This is a genomic window from Sediminicola luteus (assembly GCF_002514735.1).
Classification (GTDB): Bacteria; Bacteroidota; Bacteroidia; order Flavobacteriales; family Flavobacteriaceae; genus HQA918.
The window spans coordinates 55,703-76,376 of sequence record NZ_KZ300477.1 but is presented as its reverse complement, the minus strand read 5'-3'; the positions used below and the strand labels follow the sequence as shown (position 1 = coordinate 76,376).

At 44.7% G+C, this 20,674-nt stretch carries 17 protein-coding genes; 8 read left to right on the top strand and 9 right to left on the bottom strand.

The features are described 5' to 3' along the window. Positions 1 to 76: 76 nt before the first annotated feature. The 3 genes from B7P33_RS04840 to B7P33_RS04830 all read right to left on the bottom strand — a co-directional run bounded on the left by B7P33_RS04840 (position 77) and on the right by B7P33_RS04830 (position 5,823). Complete coding sequence (locus tag B7P33_RS04840; RefSeq protein WP_097440849.1) at positions 77 to 1,096, bottom strand: phytase; 1,020 nt, start codon at positions 1,094 to 1,096, stop codon at positions 77 to 79. An 80-nt stretch (positions 1,097 to 1,176) separates the two neighbouring features. After that, positions 1,177 to 4,002 carry a TonB-dependent receptor gene (locus tag B7P33_RS04835; RefSeq protein WP_172435858.1) on the bottom strand — a complete coding sequence of 942 codons (2,826 nt, stop codon included), beginning with the start codon at positions 4,000 to 4,002 and terminating at the stop codon, positions 1,177 to 1,179. A 249-nt stretch (positions 4,003 to 4,251) separates the two neighbouring features. Beyond that, positions 4,252 to 5,823 carry a tetratricopeptide repeat protein gene (locus tag B7P33_RS04830; RefSeq protein ID WP_097440847.1) on the bottom strand — a complete coding sequence of 524 codons (1,572 nt, stop codon included), beginning with the start codon at positions 5,821 to 5,823 and terminating at the stop codon, positions 4,252 to 4,254. Between the two features lie 233 nt (positions 5,824 to 6,056). Here B7P33_RS04830 and B7P33_RS04825 point away from each other — a divergent pair, with 233 nt between their 5' ends. The 3 genes from B7P33_RS04825 to B7P33_RS04815 all read left to right on the top strand — a co-directional run bounded on the left by B7P33_RS04825 (position 6,057) and on the right by B7P33_RS04815 (position 8,559). Further along, positions 6,057 to 6,647 (top strand): hypothetical protein, encoded by a 591-nt coding sequence (locus tag B7P33_RS04825; RefSeq protein WP_097440846.1) that lies wholly within the window; start codon positions 6,057 to 6,059, stop codon positions 6,645 to 6,647. A 109-nt stretch (positions 6,648 to 6,756) separates the two neighbouring features. Beyond that, positions 6,757 to 7,350: an NUDIX hydrolase N-terminal domain-containing protein gene (locus tag B7P33_RS04820; RefSeq protein WP_097440845.1), complete on the top strand. Its 594-nt coding sequence runs from the start codon at positions 6,757 to 6,759 to the stop codon at positions 7,348 to 7,350. 138 nt (positions 7,351 to 7,488) lie between these two features. After that, a complete protein-coding gene (locus B7P33_RS04815; RefSeq protein ID WP_097440844.1) occupies positions 7,489 to 8,559 on the top strand; it encodes an RDD family protein in 1,071 nt (356 codons plus the stop codon). Between the two features lie 196 nt (positions 8,560 to 8,755). Here the strand turns inward: B7P33_RS04815 and rpmA are convergent, their stop codons facing one another. Together rpmA and rplU are read right to left on the bottom strand one after the other, a co-directional pair. Continuing rightward, positions 8,756 to 9,016: a 50S ribosomal protein L27 gene (gene rpmA, locus B7P33_RS04810; protein ID WP_097440843.1), complete on the bottom strand. Its 261-nt coding sequence runs from the start codon at positions 9,014 to 9,016 to the stop codon at positions 8,756 to 8,758. Between the two features lie 21 nt (positions 9,017 to 9,037). Next, entirely contained in the window at positions 9,038 to 9,565 is a 528-nt protein-coding gene (gene rplU / locus B7P33_RS04805) for a 50S ribosomal protein L21 (protein WP_097440842.1), read from the bottom strand. A 246-nt stretch (positions 9,566 to 9,811) separates the two neighbouring features. On the opposite strand from rplU, the gene B7P33_RS04800 reads away from it, so the two are divergent. Both B7P33_RS04800 and B7P33_RS04795 read left to right on the top strand, forming a co-directional pair. Further along, positions 9,812 to 11,131: a M16 family metallopeptidase gene (locus B7P33_RS04800; protein WP_097440841.1), complete on the top strand. Its 1,320-nt coding sequence runs from the start codon at positions 9,812 to 9,814 to the stop codon at positions 11,129 to 11,131. Positions 11,132 to 11,133: 2 nt separating this feature from the next. Next, positions 11,134 to 13,200: a M16 family metallopeptidase gene (locus B7P33_RS04795; RefSeq protein ID WP_097440840.1), complete on the top strand. Its 2,067-nt coding sequence runs from the start codon at positions 11,134 to 11,136 to the stop codon at positions 13,198 to 13,200. A 111-nt stretch (positions 13,201 to 13,311) separates the two neighbouring features. Here B7P33_RS04795 and B7P33_RS04790 read toward each other — a convergent pair whose 3' ends face one another. The 3 genes from B7P33_RS04790 to B7P33_RS04780 form a co-directional block, all read right to left on the bottom strand. Further along, positions 13,312 to 14,517, bottom strand: a complete 1,206-nt coding sequence (locus tag B7P33_RS04790; RefSeq protein ID WP_097440839.1) for an aspartyl protease family protein — start codon at positions 14,515 to 14,517, stop codon at positions 13,312 to 13,314. Between the two features lie 138 nt (positions 14,518 to 14,655). Further along, positions 14,656 to 15,156, bottom strand: a complete 501-nt coding sequence (locus B7P33_RS04785) for a ClbS/DfsB family four-helix bundle protein (protein ID WP_097440838.1) — start codon at positions 15,154 to 15,156, stop codon at positions 14,656 to 14,658. A gap of 11 nt (positions 15,157 to 15,167) precedes the next feature. Further along, the gene (locus B7P33_RS04780) at positions 15,168 to 15,530 is read right to left on the bottom strand and encodes a TfoX/Sxy family protein (protein WP_097441228.1); all 363 of its coding nucleotides are present in this window, start codon (positions 15,528 to 15,530) and stop codon (positions 15,168 to 15,170) included. A 264-nt stretch (positions 15,531 to 15,794) separates the two neighbouring features. Here B7P33_RS04780 and leuS point away from each other — a divergent pair, with 264 nt between their 5' ends. Beyond that, positions 15,795 to 18,608 (top strand): leucine--tRNA ligase, encoded by a 2,814-nt coding sequence (leuS, locus tag B7P33_RS04775; RefSeq protein ID WP_097440837.1) that lies wholly within the window; start codon positions 15,795 to 15,797, stop codon positions 18,606 to 18,608. A gap of 142 nt (positions 18,609 to 18,750) precedes the next feature. Here leuS and B7P33_RS04770 read toward each other — a convergent pair whose 3' ends face one another. Beyond that, positions 18,751 to 19,341, bottom strand: coding sequence for a pyridoxamine 5'-phosphate oxidase family protein (locus B7P33_RS04770; protein ID WP_097440836.1), 591 nt, complete (start codon positions 19,339 to 19,341; stop codon positions 18,751 to 18,753). A 173-nt stretch (positions 19,342 to 19,514) separates the two neighbouring features. Between B7P33_RS04770 and B7P33_RS04765 the strand changes: the two genes are divergently transcribed. Both B7P33_RS04765 and B7P33_RS04760 read left to right on the top strand, forming a co-directional pair. Continuing rightward, positions 19,515 to 19,769 carry a SemiSWEET family sugar transporter gene (locus tag B7P33_RS04765; RefSeq protein ID WP_097440835.1) on the top strand — a complete coding sequence of 85 codons (255 nt, stop codon included), beginning with the start codon at positions 19,515 to 19,517 and terminating at the stop codon, positions 19,767 to 19,769. A 136-nt stretch (positions 19,770 to 19,905) separates the two neighbouring features. Continuing rightward, a complete protein-coding gene (locus tag B7P33_RS04760; RefSeq protein WP_097440834.1) occupies positions 19,906 to 20,601 on the top strand; it encodes a zinc metallopeptidase in 696 nt (231 codons plus the stop codon). Positions 20,602 to 20,674: the final 73 nt, after the last annotated feature.

Genomic DNA, 20,674 nt, shown 5'->3' with positions numbered 1-20,674 from the left:
TGAGTACTTTGCCGTTATAAATCGAAAAGGCCGCATTTTGCGGCCTTAACGGAGTATATGTGGGATGATTTGGACCTTATTCGGGTTTGGGGTAAAGCCCCGGTTTGATCTTGGCCAGATCATGAAAGTAGAATTGTTGGGAATCGGACATGGATACGAACAGACCATTGGGAAATTTCGGTCCCATGGGAACCGTAACCACATCGCAACCATCGGTTTCTACCGTGGTCAGATCCAATTCGTCTAAAAAGGCGTTGGTATTTCGGTCAAAGATCACGAACGAATGACGCTGTTGGTTTGAGACATATAGATAGCCGCTTCCGTCGTCGTACCGGGCAATGGCGATTCCTTCGATATCTTTTTTAAAGTATTCGCTTCCGAACAGGGAAATCTCGGCATCGCCCTGGGCCGGATCGGCGTGGTATTTTCGAATGCCATGACCTTCGTCGGAGTAATACACAAAGCCTTTTTCGTTGTCTACCGCAATGGCCTCAATCTCTTTTTTACCACTGAAACCACCGAACTTACGTACTAGTTTGGCCGAGATTCCGGTAGCGTCGGACTGTAATTGGTATTGGTATAGGTAGCCTTCGGTTGGCCCCGTCTTACGACCCACAATGGCATAGATGTCGCCGGTCTGGGGTTTCTTGTATAAAGCTACGCCCATAGGTAATTGTTCTTCTCCCGTGGCATCGGTAAAAACGGGGAAACCGCCGTTATCCAATGGCTGCATATCGGGTACCGAGAACATACGGATGCGTTTTTCTTCCCGTTCGGTAAATACGATAATGTCGGTTTGGGTAGAATCGTTTAGGGCGAAACCATATTCCAAATCTACATTGTTGGGGCGTTTTACGTTTCGAATCGTTTTGTCTTCAATAATCTTACCATCTAGATCAAAGGCGTAGATGGCCCCATTGGTGTCTTTATCGGTGCCGAAAACAATACTTTGTGCCGCGTCCTTAGGGTTTACCCAAATGGCAGGGTCGTCGGTATCGTGTAGGGTCTTTTCAGTGATGACCTCGGGCGCCACTTCGGGTAATTGGGGTCCACAGGCGGCGAAGATCAATAAGGGGATATATCGTAATACTTTCATTTTCGAGTGGTTGTAATAGTTGGGAAGCGGTTGCTGCGACCGCTTCCCGTTAATTAAAATTCCGGGCAATAGTGATGAGATTATTGCTTACCGAAAAGGTTATATTTCAGTCCGAAGGTGAGCCTTCTTCCGTAATATTCCATTTGCATGGTGCGGTTTACATCACCTTGGTAATAGCGTAGGGCCTGATTGGTCATATTGTTCAGGTCCATATAAATGCTTAGGTTTTTGTTTACCGCATATGAGGCGTTGAAATCCATTAAGAACTGCTCGTCGTAATAACGGTCGGTAAAGGCGCTACCACCTATCTCATCCAAATAGGCATCGGAATAGTTTACCGAAAGTCGCAAGTTCAATTTTTTGCCGGCATAGGCCAAAGATCCATTGAACATATTAGGCGAAGTACCCGGCAGATCCAAATCGGTGCGTTCTTCACCGTCTTCATTACGGATACCATCGGCGGATGAGGTTAAATAGGTGTAGTTGAGCATCAAACTAAAGTTTTTGGCAAAACCGGGTAAGAAATCCAATTGGCGCTGGAACGATACTTCGGCCCCGAATACAGAGGCTTTGTCGCCATTTTGGGGTTGGAAAACATCATAACCTGTAGCGGCATCTTCCGATTGATAGGTATAGATGAAATCGTTGATGTCTTTGTAAAACAAGCCTCCGGAGATTATACCTACATTGTTAAAGTAGTGTTCTGCCATCAAATCGAAGTTCATTGAAGTAGTAGCATCCAAATCGGGGTTACCACGGAAAATTTCCTCATCTTCCTCAATAGTGTCCTCACTGGGTACCAAATCGGCATAATTGGGTCGGGCCAAGGTGTTGGTCCAGGCCAAACGCAAGATGGTTTTGTCGGTAAGGTTGTACTTTAAGTGTATACTCGGTAAAATGTTGGTATAGGAATTGGATTCGGTGATGGTGCCGATCACTTCCTCTTCATCTTGAATTTCGTTACCGGTGGCCTCCAGATTGGTGTGCTCTAAACGGATACCGGCCAAAAGGTTCAATCGAGAAGATAAGGGTTGGTCGGCCATTACATACCCGCCGTATACCTTTTCCGATACATCATAGTTCGCGCGTACGTATTCGTCTGGTACGTCTTCTTTTTCAAAGCGGCTGCTGTCATTTAAGTTAAGGCCTCCCAAGAAATTTTGATCGACGAACTCACCGGCTTGGTACTGTGGTCCGGCCAAGAAATCGGGATCGCTGATGTTGCGTAAAGGTTGGTCACTCATGGTATCGAATTCATCCCCGGTTGGCGAGAATTCGTAGAAGTTGTTGTCGCGGTCTTTGTTTTTAGAACGTAAGCGACCGCCGAATTTTACGGTACCATCGCCCTGTCCGAAGAGGTCGGTTGGTAACTCGAAGTTTAAAAAGGCGTTAAAATCCTTTTCTTCGGTAAACTGGTTTTCCTCGGTAATTTCCTTGAGCTCGAAATTGTCTAAAGAGGCGTCGGAGGCATTGGCCGGACTAATAAACGGATAGCGCGGGTTGCTTACATTGTGGTTAAGTCCTATGGCATCGCCCAATTCATACTCGATATAGCGCTCGTTCAACCGCTCTTCGGAGGCAGCGGCATACGAGGCCATCCAATCCATTTTAAGGCTGCCGAACAAATGGTCACCGCTAAGGCTGTAGTTTTGCATGCGCTGGTCTTCTAAACGGGTATTCTTGTTTCGATTGTTATCGATACCCCCTTTGGTCTGTCTGCGTATTTCCCCTTCAAAACCGGTTATGGTACTGTTGTCGTCGGCAAAAAGCGGGGCGATCTTACGGTAGCGCAAACGAAAACGGTTTTCGCGATCGTCGCGCCAGTTGTACATACTTTTTAGGTAAATGGTATTGTTGGCGTCGAAGGCGTAATCTAGATTCACGGAAAAACTGCGACGGATACGTTGTACCAAATAGGTACGTATATCGGATTCCCCTACGTATGGCGCCACTTCGATATCTTCATCTTCACCATCGATCTCTACTTCGGCCTCGTTTTCCCATTCGGCCTCTACATTATGCGAGCCAAAATCGCTATCGTGTATAGAGGCACTTACCATCCAACCGAATTTTTCATTGGCCGATCGATCGCCTACCAAAAAAGAGGCGTTCAAGATCCTTTTGTCGGTAATAAAGTTGATACCGCCCCCGGCCGTAGCGGCCAATCGGAAGTTTTGGGGCGAAGAGCGGGTAACTAGGTTTACAGAACCCCCCAAGGCGTCGGCATCCATATCTGGGGTAACGGCCTTATTTACTTCAATGGTTTGGATCATATCCGAAGGAATCAAATCCATTTGCACATTACGGTTATCGCCTTCGGCGGATGGGATACGGCTACCATTTAAGGTTACCGAGTTTAATTGTGGAGCCAGACCACGTACGATTATGTTCCGGGCCTCACCTTGATCTACCTGCATGGTAATACCGGGTATACGTTTTACGGCATCACCGATGTTGGCATCCGGATACTTACCGATCTGGTCGGTAGAAACGATATTGGTAATGTTCTGTTTGTTGCGTTGTGCGTTCAAGGCTTTGGCCGTGCCGTTCGAGCCTAATACCATAACACCTTCCAATTGTTCGGCCTGTTGCTCTAATCGTACTACGACCGAGGTAGTCTCATCGGCCTGGATGTTTACGGGCAGCTCTTGGTCGGCATATCCTAAAAAAACCACTTTTAGGGTGTGGTCTCCGGCAGGGAGGCCCAATAAAAAGAATTTACCATCGGCATCTGAGATGGCACCGCGTTGCAAACTTTCGATCATAACCGATCCAAAAGGTATTTTTAAACCGTTTTCATCGAGCAAGGTCCCCTGAAGGTTTCCTTCTTGTGCCGACACGGCTTGGGTACACAACGCCATTACGGCCAGTGTAAAGAAGCACTTTAAAAGTCTAGTCAGTTTCATGTGTTTTTGTTTGATTGTGTTTTTTACAACTTCCGAAAAGCGTTACCAAAAGAAATTTGATGCGGATTCCGGTCGTTACATAGTTATAGATTTCGGTTAGGTCAAAACTATGTTTATCAGGGGTTTGAAGGGTTTTCGCAAAGGCAACAAATAGGAAACAAACCGGCTAAACGAGGTGAACAACAAGGCAACAAAAAGGTTTAGTTTACATAGGCATAACCCCTTGGATAAAGACCGGCTTTTTTGGGGTTATAATCCCATTAAAAATTGGGTGAGTTCTTGCTTTTGTCCTATGGGAAGTTTTTTGCGTAAACGGTAACGGGCCACCCGGACACTATCTGGGGTAACCCGAAGTATGCCCGCGATTTCCTTAGATGAAAGGTTTAGGCGTAACAAAATGCCCAGCCTTTTTTCAGCCGGACTCAAAGGTTCTAAGGCAACATCGGTAATACGTTTGGTGTAGGCCGGATGTATCTCTTGAAAAAAATGCATGAATTCGTCCCATTCGTGTTCCTGCGACAGGTTGAAATCGATTTCCTTGATCAAAGATTTTAATTTGGGGCGTAAATCCATCTGATCACGGGTCACCATTTTCTTTAAGGTATCGGATATACTCGAAAGGATTTTGTTTTTTTGTGATAAGTGCAGGCTATAGCGTGAAAGCGCCGAGTTCTTTAACTGTACTTGATCCTGGAGATTGTCTTCTACGGCCATTTTTTTCTCCAGTTCCACTTCTAACATGCGTTTTTCGTAAGCTTGTATCTTTCGATCTTGCTGTCGCCTCTTTTTGGTATAGAAGAACAAGGACACCCCACCAAGCAATAAAACCAGAATACCGCCCAGCATTAGGTTTTGCCTGGCTTGGGCAATCTGGCTTTTTTGAACCAATAAACGTATTTGGCTTTCTTGCTGCTGGGTATTATAGATGCGTTGCAAGGCATTTGCTTGATCGGTATTACGTATATCTTGTAGTTCACTATCACTTTCTTGAAAGGTTTGGAGATAGCTAAAGGCGCTTTGATAGTTACCCAGTAGGGCCTCGATCTTGGAGAGGTCTTTGTAGGCACTGCCTATTTCGTCTTTGTCCTGTATGGCTTGGGCGGTCTGTAAAGAGCGTTGGGTAAAGGCCATAGCTTGGTCATATTGGCCGGTTTTACGGTATACATCACCTAGATTATTAAGAATGTTCGATAATAGCCGATCGGGTTGTTTGGGGTGGTTTTCCAAGGCCTGGTTAAAATGTGAGAGCGATAGGTCGAAACGATTGAGGTCTTCATAAATGCTGCCCAAATGGTCGTGAACTTGCGAAATGCCCATATCATCGCCCAATTGGCCATATAGGGCGAGGCTTTGGTTTTGAAGTTCGATGGCCTGGGTGTAATCGCCCATTTTTTCGAGACAGGCACCCAACAGGCTCTTCGATCGGGCTAAAGCCGTATCGTCGCCTTGATTTTTACTGTTGTTTACCGCTTTTTCGAAATAGTCATGGGCCTGATCTAGGTTTTTGAGTTCGAGGTGAATACTGCCCAAAGCATTATAGATTTCGGCCAATAGACTGTGCTCCTGATCTATGGGTAAAAAATCCAAGGCCTCATTGAACTGGGTAATGGCCTCGGGGAAAATACCGTTCTCCTGACAAAAAGCACCCAAACGGTAATGGGCCAAGGCGGTTTCTGGCACCTGCCCGTTTTCACGGGCCAGTTGCAGGTCTTTATTCAACTGTAAAAAAGTAGAATCGATCGCGGTAATGGGTTCAGTCGACTGGGCTTCAATAAATTGCATTGACCCCAAAAGGCATAAAAGGGAAAGGAATCGTAACATAGGTAAACTTCGAATTGGGCAATATACCCGTTCGGTTTTTCTATACTATTAGCAGGGTATTATGTTAATGTTATGAAGGGAGTTATAAAATGGGCACTCGTGGGTTCGGATTACACATATATTTTGACGGGAAGTCGTATTTTACTTGCTTTGACATCCTTTTTACATATGTTTTACCTTTGTGGTGTTAAGGGCGAATACTTTTGAAATTAAAACTCTTACGATCGATTACAATGAAAAAAACAATAACCGTAGTATTTCTTTTTTGTATGTGTTTTGTTGGCTTAGGTCAAGAACAACCGAAGCAAGCTATTCTTGAAGCCGATGACTCTTGGGGTAAAGAAGTGATTCCCTTTCCGGTCGATTGGGCCCCGGATGTAAAACTAAAAGGGTTTGAAGAACTTCGGTTCCATCCCCAATGGAAAAAGGTCAACGATACTGGGTTTTGGAGCTTGGTCATGGCCTGGCAGATCGATCAAGAAAGGCCTTTGTCACTACAAGAGATCGAAAGTAATTTCGAAGGCTATTTTAAGGGACTGATGAAGCCGAACCATTGGGCGGAAACTTTTCCCGATCCGGTGTTGGTGTTCGTAAAGGAAACCGCGCCAAACACCAATCGGTTTGTAGGTAAAATGCGTTTTTTCGACGGTTTCCATACCGGTAAGGTGATGACCGTACACATACAAGGGGAGCAGTTGTTCTGTGAACATAGCCATAAGGCCACCGTGGTTTTCCGTATATCGCCCCAGTCTTTCGGAAGTGGTGTTTGGAAGGCGTTAGACAAAATCGTTCCCATAGCTACGCCTTGTGTAAAATTAGAATGAGAATACCATGGGGTGTGCCGGGGTACGGAATTATTCGTTAATTTTCAAATGCGGAATTCTTAGATATGTATACACCTAAACCTCCCCAAGAACCTATACCGGCCATGGCATGGCCATGGAATTGCAATTTTTGGCACAGGCCGGACTCACCTATAGTAAAGATCCCTTTGATTTGGAGCGTTTTGAGCGTATTCGAGAGATAGCCGCTGAGATGATGGCCCAGGTTTCGGGATGGGAGTTGGTGCGGGTCAAAGGGGTATTTTGCAACGAAACCGGCTTTCAGACCCCAAAGCTCGATACCCGTGCGGCCCTTTTTGAAAAAGGGAAAATTTTATTGGTCAAAGAAACTAATGGTTTATGGTCCTTACCCGGGGGATGGGTAGATGTAAACGAATCGATAGCCCAAAATACCATAAAAGAGGTAAGGGAAGAATCAGGTTATTTGGCCCTCCCCAAAAAAATAATTGCCGTGCAAGATAGGAATGCCCATAATAGTCCGCCCTATGCCTACGGGATTTGCAAAGTGTTTGTGTTATGCGACAAAGAAGAGGGGGATTTTCGCCCGAATCTTGAAACGGTAGAACGCCGTTTTTTCGGGCTGGACGAACTACCCCCTTTGGCCGAGGAGAAAAATACGGTAGCCCAGATACGATTGTGTTTTAGCGCCCAACAGGCCGATTATTGGGAAACGGTTTTTGATTGATATGTGAAATAAGAATTATCGAGGGGATTGATTTTGGTTGAAAATTTAATTCGGAGTTGCGGACTACTTGGTAAGTTCTAACCTAATAGCTGAGCGTTTTTATTGAAAATAAATGCGTGATGCACCCGTTGAGTATATATGAGTTTTCATGATGTTTTTATTACTGAAAAGAATAAGGTACGGTTTACGTTTGTTTTTTCTCTTTTCTTTACGATAACTGGGAGTATCAATGGAGGTCTGGACTTTTTACGTACCATGCAATTCCTCACAGACAACACCTATACCCTTATTGGTAAAGATACGTTGCAAATGATTCGTAGGAACATGAACTACTTTTCACTGCCGGAGCTTGGTTCAAATCTACATCAATGGTTTTTTCGTCAAATTGGAATTAATGGGGAGCTATGGAATATTGTTTTAAATGTTAATATTGTTAATCTCGTATGTATAGTTTTATTTGGTGTGGGGTTATTCCGATATGTGAAAACCCATGGTGAAAAAGCGGGTTTACTTTTATTCTTCTTTTCAGTTTATTTCGTTGTTTTGATTTTCCACCTCGCTGCTTTTCCTTTCAGGGGTTTGATTTTTGATCAAATTCTATCTGAGATTTCCGCGCCACCGAGGGATTACCCTGTTTTTACTATACGCATGTTTGGTTATTTGTTGACAAGTATGTTTCAGGCTTTTGTGATTTACCGAATACTTAAGACACATAAGCCTCAAAAACACCTGTTTATTAAGGGGTTATTACTCAAATATAATTTGAGAAAATCTGTTAGAATCTTACATTACATTGTGGATGGTTTGGCTTGTTTTGTTTTGGTGTTTTGGCCATTGTGGCCATCGCTTATCAAGCCAATGGCAACAATGTCCATTTTTAAATGGTTACCTTGGAACGAGGTGGAATTGCCCATTGCTATTATACTCTTTAAGATATTGTTTTTTGCTATTTGCGAAGGTGTTTTTAACCGATCTCCTTCCAAGTATTTGACAAATACCTACGTTACTGTGATTGGAAAGGAAAAGAATAATGTAGCCAATCTTTTAAGGAGATCCTTTATTAGAGCTATTCCCTTCGATGCCCTGTCTTTTCTATGGAACGATAACTGGCACGATAAAATATCGAGTACCGTGGTAGTTAAGGAAAGCTATGTGGCCGAAGAGGTTAATGATCGGAATTATGGAGTTTCTAGGGTCTGGAAACCTTAGGATAAGGTTATGTGTTATACTAATTTTCCCTTTCCATTGCGTTAGCGATCGTAGCAAGTTACCGTGTAACGCGAAGAGCGCGGCCCGTAGGGAACGCCCAAAAAATTAAAGGATAAAGACTTAGTGATGCCTTACTTCTAAAAACAAAAAACCCCCGAAAATCGGAGGTTTTTTACTGTATTGAGGTAGTATTTTCTTAAGCTTCAAAGGGCTCGATGGATACAAACGATTTACCACCGGCTTTCTTTTGGAACTTTACGATACCATCGACCTTGGCATGCAACGTATGATCTTTACTGGCGTATACATTGTCACCAGGATTGTGTTGCGTACCCCTTTGCCTAACAATAATGTTACCGGCAATGGCGGGCTGGCCACCGAAAATTTTAACGCCCAAGCGTTTCGATTCCGATTCGCGTCCGTTCTTCGAACTACCTACACCTTTCTTATGTGCCATGATGTTTGGGTTTTACGATTATTATTTGCTTAGGGCCTCGATTAAGTCGGCTTTCTTCATGGCGGAAATTCCGCTAATGCCGGCAGCTTTGGCCATTTCTTTTAATTCAGCTACGGTCTTAGAAGAAAGATCCCCGGCATCGGCAGCTGGTGCAGCTTCAGCTTTTGGGGCTGGTGCGGCCTCGGCTTTTGGCGCGGCTTCTTTCTTAGGGGCAGCTTTCTTGGCCTTTTTGGCGCCAGAAGCTACAATCCCTTCGATCATAATCTCGGTCAACGACTGGCGGTGACCATTTTTCTTGCGGTATCCTTTTCTTCTTTTCTTCTTGAAAACGATAACCTTGTCACCTTTAAGGTGCTTTACCACGGTAGCCTCAACTGCGGCTCCGTCTATAGCCGGGGCGCCAACGGTTACGTTACCATCTTGGTCCAAAAGAAGTACATTGTCAAAGCTAACTTTGCTTCCTTCTTCTTCCTGCAAACGGTGAACGTACACTTTTTGGTCTTTCGCAACCTTAAATTGCTGCCCTGCTATCTCTACAATTGCGTACATAATAGCTTGTGTATTAATATATTACGTTTATTCTGTTTCTGCGCTCCACAAAGCGCGGGTGCAAATATACATCTAAATGCTTAAAAAACAAGTGTTTTTAAGGCTTTCGCGGGCATAGGGGTCAATTTCCTACAAAGCGTAAGGGTAGGGGTGGTCTTTTGTGATCCAAGCAGCCATAAAAACACGTAATTTAGTGTAACACTACGATAGGTTCTACGTCTTATCGTCACTATTAATTTCAACACTATGAAGAAAGCTTCACTTTGGGTGGTCTTGGCCTTACTTTTCGGGCCCTTGACCTATGCCCAAGAGGTCTCTTATGAAGAGTATGACCTCGCCAACGGATTACACGTAATCCTTCACCAAGACAACAATGCCCCGGTGGTAACCACCAGTGTTATGTACCATGTAGGGGGTAAGGACCGTGCCAACGGAAAGACCGGTTTTGCCCACTTTTTCGAGCATTTGCTTTTCGAGGGTACCAAAAACATCAAAAAAGGGGAATGGGATATTCTGGTAGATAGTAATGGGGGCCGTAACAATGCGAATACCTCTAACGACCGTACCTATTATTATGAGGTATTTCCCTCCGATAAGACCGAGTTATCACTTTGGATGGAATCGGAACGTATGTTGCACCCCGTAATCGAACAAGAAGGGGTAGATACCCAGAACGAAGTGGTCAAGGAAGAACGTAGGCTGCGGGTAGATAATTCGCCTTACGGTCGATTTGCCGAGGAACTTTTCAAGAACGTTTTTGAAAAACACCCGTATAAAGACCCGAATATTGGCTATATGAAAGATCTGGACGATTCTACTTTAGAAGAGTTTATGGCCTTTAAAGAATTGTATTATGTGCCTAACAATGCCGTTTTAGTGGTAGCCGGTGATATCGACATCACTGAGACCAAAGGTTGGGTAAATAAGTACTTCGGAGATATTCCAAGAGGTAAGGATATTTTTAGGAACTACCCCGACGAGGCCCCCATTACCCAAGAGAAAAGGGCTAAGGCCTATGATGCCAACATCCAGATTCCGGCCATTTTAACGGCTTATCGTACCCCTAGCTTTACCAGTAGGGAAGCTTATGTGTTGGATATGGTTTCTACTTACCTTTCCGATGGTCGTAGCTCCAAGCTTTATAAAAAGATGGTAGATGATCAAAAGCAAGCCTTGCAGGTAGGCGCCTTTAACTTTAGCCAGGAAGATTATGGTATGTATATCGTATTTGCCCTTCCGGTAGGTGAGACTTCCTTAGATACCTTGACCAACGAAATGGAAGAAGAGGTGACCAAATTGCGCGAGGAATTGATTTCTGAAAAAGACTATCAAAAATTGCAGAACAAATTTGAAAGTAGGTTCGTGAACTCCAATTCAAACGTAGAGGGTATAGCCAATTCTTTGGCCCGTTACTATATGTTGTATGGCGATACTTCGTTGATCAATAAAGAGATCGAAATCTATCGTTCCATTACCCGAGAAGAGATCAAAGACGTAGCCAACACCTTTTTGAATCCGAACCAAAGGGTGATTTTGGAGTATTTACCCCAACCTAAAACTAAATAAGGATGAAAAAGATTCTATTCAGTATACTTTGTTTATGTGGCCTAGTAAGCATTCAGGCCCAGGTAGATCGTACCCAACCGCCTAAATCAGGCCCCGCACCCGTTATTAAATTGGCCGAACCCCAAAAGTTTGAATTGAACAACGGACTACAGGTTTTGGTTATGGAAAACCATAAACTACCCCGTGTTTCGGTACAATTGTCTTTAGATAATGCACCGGTATTAGAAGGCGATAAGGCCGGGGTCTCTTCGTTAATGGCCGCACTTATGGGTAACGGTACTACTAATATCCCAAAAGATGAATTTAATGAGGAGGTCGATTTTATGGGGGCCCGTATCAATTTCGGTTCGGGTAGTGCCTATGCACAATCTTTGACCAAATACTTTCCTAGGGTAATGGAAATGTTGGCCGATGCCACTATTAACCCAAACTTTACCCAGGAAGAATTCGACAAGCAAAAAGACATATTGATCACCGGTATCAAATCACAGGAAAACGATGTGGCCGGTATTGCCGAGCGTGTTAGCGATGCCTTGTCTTATGGTAAGGCCCACCCCTATGGCGAGTTCGTTACCGAAGCTACGGCCAACAACGTAAGCTTGGCCGATGTAACTAAATTCTATCGCGATAATTTTGTGCCTGCCAATGCCTATATGGTAATCGTGGGCGATATAACCTTTGAGAAGGCCAAGGAATTGGTAGAGACCCATTTCGTGGGCTGGACCAAGGCCGTGCCGCTTTCTTTCCAGTATACCCAGCCGGTAAACCCGCAGTACAGCCGAATCAATTTTGTCGATATGCCCAATGCGGTACAATCGGAGATCAATGTACAGAGCTTAACGGACTTTGAAATGAAGGATCCTGACTATATCGCAAGTAAATTGGCCAACTTTATCTTAGGGGGTGGTGGTCAGCGTTTGTACCTAAACCTACGTGAAGATAAGGGATATACCTATGGGTCGTATTCCGGTTTGTCCGATGACAAGTATGCCCCAGGCAGGTTCCAGGCCACCGCCAGTGTACGTAACATGGTTACCGATAGTTCCGTAGTAGAGATTTTGAAGGAACTGGAACGTATTGCCAACGAGCCGGTTACCGAAGACGAGTTGGCCCGTGCCAAGGCCAAATATGCCGGTAATTTTGTAATGGCTTTGGAAAAACCCGAAACCGTAGCCCAATATGCCCTGAACGTGGAAACCGAAGACCTTCCGGCCGATTTCTACCAAAAATACTTGGAGCGTGTTAATGCGGTTACCGTACAAGATGTGCAAAAGGCCATTCAAAAGCACATTAACCTAAACCAGTTGCGGGTCGTTGTGGTCGGTAAAGCCTCCGATGTATTGGCCAATCTAGAAAAAGTACAATACAAAGGAAAGACCATGCCTATTGAATTCTTCGATAAAGAAGCCAATAAAGTAGCAGCGCCTTCCTTTGAGTCGGATATCCCGGAAGGACATACCGGACAGGCCGTTTTACAAAAATATCTAGACGCCATTGGTGGTAAGGATGCCTTGGAAGGGGTAAAATCGATTTTGATGGAAGCCACGGGAGAAGTACAAGGCCAGACCTTGGAAATGGTAATCAAAGGCACCTCGATCAACCAACGTATGGTAGACGTTCGAATGATGGGAATGAGCATGAACAAGCAGGTTTTCAATAAAGATAAAGGCTATGTTGAGGCGCAGGGACAACGCACCGAGCTTACCGAAGATCAAATCAAAGATATGCAGCTGGAGTCTAAACTGTTCCCTGAATTACAGTATGTAATGGCCCAACTCGATATCGCAGGGGTAGCACAGATAAATGGCAAGAAAGCCTATAAAGTGCAGTTGTCTAGTAACAAGGCTGCCTTTTATGATGCCGAAACCGGACTAAAGGTACAGGAAGTTAGTACCCAAGAAATGAACGGACAAACCATTTCTACTACGGTAGGGGTGTCTGATTATAAAGAGGTTTCCGGAATCCGATTCCCGCATAAGATGAGCCAACAAATGGGCCCTATGACCCTTGATTTCACCATTCTCAAAGTTTTGGTAAACGAAGGGGTTACCGAAGCGGATTTTGAATAAGGTAGTATATAGTACCGAGTATATAGTATCTAGTATTCGGTACAAAGTAAAATAGTAAAAACGGCTGCCGATGGGTGGCCGTTTTTTGTGTAAAACCCCATGGGTTAGGCCTTATTTGGTAAAAAGATGTGCTTTTTTCAAAACCACTTTCTCAATCCCGGTTTTTCGTAGCACCGTGAGGGTCAAGGGGGTTTCTTGTCCAAGTTGGGTATTTACGTAGTCGTAAAAATCACAATATTCCATATCTGTTAGCACTTGTCCATTTACCGCTTCAATGGTATCGTATAATAATAGCCCGGCCTTTTGGGCAGGACCATTCCCGAAAATCCGACTAATGTATGCTGTACCACCATTGGTGCCCTTATTGAAATCGAGACCAAAACTCGTTTTGCCCTTATCCGTTTTATGGTCTAGGGGGGTCAGGTATAAGGTGCTGCGCTCAAAATCGAGGGTCAGTATAAAGTGTTCCAAGATATCGGCCCCGATCAAATTATGGTTATTCGAAGCGGCATAACGGGCTATGGGCCGCTCAATTTTACCCGAACCTATTTGTAACGATTCCAATTGGGCCAAATGACTGTTTTCGATTTTGCTGCCATGGGCCCCTACGCTGCCTTCACCTTGTATTTCAAGGGTGTTGGTTATTTTAAGGTTTTGGGCCGTTTTTTGGGTAAGGGAAACCATGCCTCCATATCCTAGGTCGAGCAAGAAACGATGGTTTTGGCCATTTATCTTGGCTTTGAAAAAAGGGTTGAAGGTTTTGTCTAGTTTAACTTTAATGGGGATGGCCGTCCGCATATGGGGCATATCTTTCAGCTCTGTGCTAAACCGAATTTGTTTCGCTTCGGAGTCTATTTGCCAAATCCCATGACGGATTATCCCTTTACCGATCAAACCCCCATTGGTGTAACAAGGTATTTGGGGGGCTTCCTCAAAATCAAAATTAAAGGCACCAACTTGGGTAAATGGTATTCCGCCCACGGCTAGGGTCGGGATGGATACCAAATCGATCTTGGCTTTTTTTTGGTTGGAACTGCCTACTTCGACCTGCATCACTGGATTTAAGTCGTTATGTTGCATAATGGTGGTCGTAATGGTATTGTAACCACCGGTATCAAAAATGTAGTCATAGGTTTCCGAACCTATGTTGACCGGTACGATCAGGTAGCCGAATTTATCTTGGTAGGTGAAGGCAATGGTGCCTGAACTATGGTCCAACTGGGCCGCATTGGCCAAGGCTAGTTGTTCTTTTGCCGATTGGCCGTAAACCATAATACCGAACCAAAGGAATAGGGCGAGCGAAGGAAAGGCTTTCATAACATTTTCGTTTCTAGTGGTATAGAGGGGTGAAGTGTTAAAAAGGTTGCCTGGCCATATTTTTTAAAAGCGATTGATCGCTGTATGGTATTTCATCATTCAAACCAGAATTTTAATACATCTGTTTCGAGACCCCACCTAATTTCGTGTCACTTTTTTTATCAATTTCAATCCCCAATCGTAATGACTAGAAGTAGCCGAGACCAAATAGGCCCCCAAGGAAGTAGTGCCTGTCCAGCCGTAATACTTCTTTTCGAACAATTCCGCCTCGCTATGGGCCTTAATGATTTTTTGCAGCGCCAGAAAGGAGTTGTGTAGGTCTTGCTCGATGTTGGTCAGTGGGGTGGCAGCATATTTTTTTTGGATTTCACTATTGAGAATGGTGGTGGTTTTCCAGGTATGGCCGGCCGCCGGCATTTGTGGTTTTTGGCCAGACATACCCACTTTGTACCAACCCAAAAAAAGGAGGTGCCAATGGTGTAAATGGGCCAAGACATCGCGTATGTTACGATTTAAAGTCCCTGGTGGAAATTCTTGATGCTTACCCTTTTCTGGAATTTGAGCGATAAAGTCGGTCAGCTTTTTAAAATTCTCCTGGCTTCGGTCCAGTAACTCTGGTTTGGTTTTGGGGCGTGGCATATAGGATTTGTTTACTTTTTCTTTTTATTGGCCTTGGCCAAGGGGTTAAAGGCCAAACATTTTTCTACCCAAAAATCGAGGTCGGTATCGGTGTCAAAACCTTCATCCGAAACAAAAACATAACCTTTCATGGGGCGTCCCGTAAAATCCATGGGTTGGCAACCTGGCCGAGCCAGCAAAGATTCGTAGGCGTCTTCCCCGATTCGGGCCATGATAAAATCGCGACCCGTGCCTTTTTGTTGCAATACGCCCATACACATTTTGTCGTCTACCATAAAACAGAGCCCACCCATCATTTTCAATTCCCGAAGGGGTAGTTTGGCTTGACCAAGCCTTTGCCTGATACGTTCGGCCAAAAATTCGTCGTATGCCATTGTTTTGGTTTTGAAAAGTTGGGTTTCAGTTCCGTTATTGCTGTGGTTGGGCGTCAACCTAAAGATAAAAATAAAATGATTGTTAAATGGTCATTTAGTGTTTTAACTACAAGCGTAAAAAATATAAGATGCTCTTGCTCCAATACCACTAATTAGTTGGAAACCCCTATTTTTGCCCCCAAAATAAGATGGTCTGGTGTAACGGCCATTTGCATTGAAAACGAAAGAGTTCTATAGCTCTGATGTCGAGTAAAGCGGTAACAGATGAATTACGATTTTAACGCCATTGAGGCCAAATGGCAAAACGAATGGGCCCAACGCGCTACTTTTAAAGCCGATAACAACAGTGACAAACCTAAGTTTTATGTGCTGGATATGTTCCCATACCCTTCTGGGGCGGGGTTGCACGTAGGGCATCCGTTGGGTTATATCGCTTCCGATATCTATGCCCGTTATAAGCGCCATAAGGGTTTTAACGTACTCCATCCGCAAGGTTACGACTCATTCGGGCTCCCAGCGGAGCAGTATGCCATACAGACGGGGCAGCATCCGGCGATTACGACCGCTGCCAATATCAAAACCTATAGAAGGCAGTTAGACCAGATCGGGTTCTCTTTCGATTGGAGTAGGGAGGTGCGTACCTCTGACCCTGAATATTATAAATGGACGCAGTGGATCTTTATCCAACTTTTTGAGTCTTATTACTGTAAGGATGCCGATAAGGCGCTTCCTATCCACGACTTGATCGCTGTTTTTGAAAAAGAGGGGAATGCCAACATCAATGCCGTTTGTGATGAGGATATCCCAACATTTTCGGCCGCCGACTGGCAGGCCTTTTCCGAAGCGGATAAGCAAGATTTACTTTTAAAATACAGACTGACCTATTTGGCCGAAACCGAGGTAAATTGGTGTCCGGCCCTAGGTACCGTTTTAGCCAACGACGAGATAGTAAACGGGGTGTCGGAACGTGGCGGACACGAAGTGGTGCGTAAAAAAATGACCCAATGGAGTATGCGTATCTCGGCTTATGCCCAACGTTTACTTGACGATTTGAATACTATTGATTGGCCGCAACCTTTAAAAGACTCCCAAACCAATTGGATTGGGCGCTCGGTAGGGGCCATGGTACAATTCGAAATTGATGGTCATAACGAAAGTATAGAGGTTTTTACCACCCGGCCCGATACTATTTTTGGAGTCAGTTTTATGACCTTGGCCCCCGAATTGGACTTGGTACAACAAATTACTACCGAAGCACAACGTGCCGAAGTGGAAGCCTATATAGAAGCCACTGCTAAACGTTCGGAACGCGATCGTATGGCCGATGTAAAAACCATTAGTGGTGCTTTTACAGGGGCTTATGCCTTGCATCCGTTTACCGGTAAAAAAGTGCCGATCTGGATCGGTGATTATGTATTGGCCGGTTATGGTAGTGGTGCGGTAATGGCCGTACCCTGCGGCGACCAACGCGACTATGATTTTGCCCAGCATTTCGGTATCGAAATCCCGAATATTTTTGAAGGGGTAGATATTTCCGAGGAAGCCTTTGCCGACAAAGAAAATACCATTATCGCCAATTCCGATTTCTTAAACGGACTTTCGTATAAAGAGGCCATGCAAAAGGTTATTGCCGAATTGGAGGCCAAAGGTATTGGTTTTGGCAAGGTAAACTACCGTTTGCGCGATGCCGTATTCAGTCGCCAGCGCTATTGGGGCGAACCTTTTCCGGTCTATTATGTAGACGGAAAACCCCAAATGATCGCTACCAAACATTTGCCGATCCGTTTACCAGAAGTGGAAAAATACCTGCCTACCGAAACCGGTGAGCCGCCTTTGGGCAATGCCTCGGTTTGGGCATGGTGTACTGAATCGAATACGGTTGTAGCCAACGATAAGGTCAATCATAAGACCGTATTTCCCCTAGAACTGAATACCATGCCCGGTTGGGCCGGAAGCTCGTGGTATTTTAACCGCTATATGGATGCCGGAAATACCGATGCCTTTGCGTCTAAAGAAGCCTTGGACTATTGGAAAGATGTAGACCTCTACATAGGGGGGTCGGAGCATGCTACTGGACATTTGTTGTATGCCCGTTTTTGGCAAAAATTCCTTTTTGACCGCGGACATGTACCTGTGACCGAGTTTGCCAAAAAATTGATAAACCAAGGTATGATTACCGGTACCTCGGCCTTTGTGTATAGATTGGATGGCGAGAATAAGGTAGTGTCTAAAGGGTTGCTTGGTGACCAAAAAGTGGTGCCTATCCATGCCGATGTATCTTTTGTTAATGCTTCTGACGAATTGGATATTGAGGTCTTTAAACAATGGCGCCCTGAATATGCCGATGCTGAATTTGTGTTGGAAGATGGCAAATACATTGTAGGCCGCGAGGTCGAAAAAATGTCCAAGTCCAAATACAACGTGGTCAACCCCGATAATATCTGTGCCCAATACGGGGCCGATAGTCTGCGCTTGTACGAAATGTTCCTAGGGCCCTTGGAGCAGTCCAAACCTTGGAATACGGCCGGTATCACCGGGGTACACGGATTTTTGAAAAAACTTTGGAAACTCTATATGGGTGCCGAGGGTCTCAAGGTAACCGATACCGATCCAAGTGCCGAGAACCTTAAAACCCTGCACAAGACCATAAAGAAAGTAGAATCGGATATCGAGAATTTCTCTTTCAATACCTCGGTCTCTACTTTTATGATCGCCGTAAACGAACTTACGACCCAAAAGTGTAGCAGTAAACAGATTCTGGAACCCTTGTTGGTTTTGGTTTCACCTTATGCCCCGCATATTGCCGAAGAGCTATGGGAGCAATTGGGCCATACCGAATCTATCGCTACCGCGGCTTTTCCAGTTTTTGAGGAGAAATATTTGGTAGAGAGTACCAAAGAATATCCGATTTCCTTCAATGGTAAAATGCGCTTTAAGCTAGAGCTGCCCTTGGATATGTCTAAAGACGATATTGAAGCGGCCGTTATGGCCCATGAGAAAACCCAGGCCCAATTGGCTGGGCGCGAACCTAAAAAGGTTATCGTGGTACCGGGTAAGATCGTTAATATAGTGGGATAGACTTGAGTTGTAAACTTTTCTAAGTACGAAGTGGGAAGGACGAGGTACGAAGTAAAAATTTGTGGATTATCATGAACCATGAACTATAAACCCTTCAAACAACAAACCCACAAACCATAAACTGGAAAATGGTATAGTTGCTTTATTTTTCCAATTGGGCTTCGAGTTCGGCAATACGGTCTTTTAGGGGTTGGGTAATTTGTTTAACCTGCTCGGCCGTATAGCGTTGTTTAATATGTTGACGACAGTTTACGTCCCAAGCTTTTACCGTAAACACCATGATACGCTCAGGTATGGCATGGTATTCGGGATCCACCAACTTTTGAAGTAAGCTAGGGTCTTTGGTTACCACTTGGGCCGTGCCCCAGATTTTGATACGGGTCTGTCGGGCATAATCCATCAAAAAGATAAAGGCCTGATTGTTTTCGCTTAAGTTGCCCACACTAATGTATTGGCGGTTCCCCGAAAAATCGGCAAAGGCCAATTGGTTGTTTCCGATAGGTTTTAAAAATCCTGGGGGGCCACCGCGGTGCTGTACGTAAGGTTGTCCCTTAGCGTTGGCGGTGGCCAGATAAAACGAATCTTGGTTCGACAGAAAATCCGATAGTTCGGTATCGACCTCCGAGCGCCAGCCTCCAGCGGTTTCCATACGGGCATAGGCAGTTCGAGACCCTTGCGTTTCCTGAACTTTTTTTACCGCGTCACTAAAGGCAATGTCACTAATATATTCCATTTCAATTCATTTTCCCCTATATCAAAATGGGGTTCATAGCGTTTCTTTTCCCATGTATACTGACGTAGTAGGTGAGCAAGACTAACAGCCTTGGTAAAACTTTAACAATTAAGGCTATTCCGATTTGCATCGACTTCTTTCCCCTATATTTGAAAGACAAACCACCAGACCCTATGGAAACTATTGAAATTATCGGTATGATCGCGGCTACCCTAACCACTTCGGCCTTTGTGCCCCAGGTGTATAAAACCTTTAAGGAGCGTAGTGCCAAAGATATTTCATTGACCATGTATTTGGTTTTCCTGACGGGTACGCTTTTGTGGTTAAGCTATGGCTTACATCACGATAGTTTACCTATCGTTTTGGCCAATGCGGTTACTGCCTTGTTGATTATTCTTATGATTTGGATGAAGTTGCGGTTTCGGTGAGAAATGGGCTTTTGACCGTAAAAATTGGCATTTGGTCGTCCATGTAGGCGTTTGAGTCATTTTGGCAGTTAGTAATTCAATTACGGCTTTGGCCGGATTTTTGTATTTTCATTTCCAACACAAAAGACGAAATGTTATGATGGGATATTATATACTTATCGGGGCCATTGCCTTGGTAAGCTTCCTCGTAAGCAATAGATTAAAGAGTAAGTTCAAACATTATTCCCGTGTGCATTTGCGCAACGGCATGAGTGGGGCCGAGATTGCCGAAAAAATGCTGGCCGATCATGGTATTAGCGATGTAAAGGTGGTGTCTACACCAGGTATGCTTACCGATCACTATAACCCTACCAATAAAACCGTAAACCTGAGCGAAGGGGTGTATTCACAACGCAATGCCGCTGCCGCTGCGGTAGCTGCGCACGAGTGCGGGCACGCCGTACAACATGCGCAAGCCTATCAATGGCTGACCATGCGCTCTAAATTGGTGCCCGTGGTAAGTATTACCTCGGGTATGAGTATGTGGGTGGTGTTTGGCGGATTGGCCTTGGGCGCCGGTGCCGGTGTAGGACTCGGATATTATGTAGCCGTAGCCGGATTGATCATGATGGCGCTGGCCACTTTGTTCAGTTTTATCACCTTACCCGTAGAATACGATGCCTCTAATAGGGCATTGGCTTGGTTAAAGAATAAACATATGGTAAGCCAAGAGGAGTATGCCGGGGCCGAAGATTCCTTAAAATGGGCCGCGCGTACCTATTTGGTGGCCGCTTTGGGCTCGTTGGCTACTCTGGTATATTGGGCCTTACAAGTGTTTGGCGGAAGAGATTAATTCGACCTTTTCTTGTAAATAGGTTAAGAAAGGCGTCCTGTGGGGGGATGCCTTTTTTAATACCCTAATTACA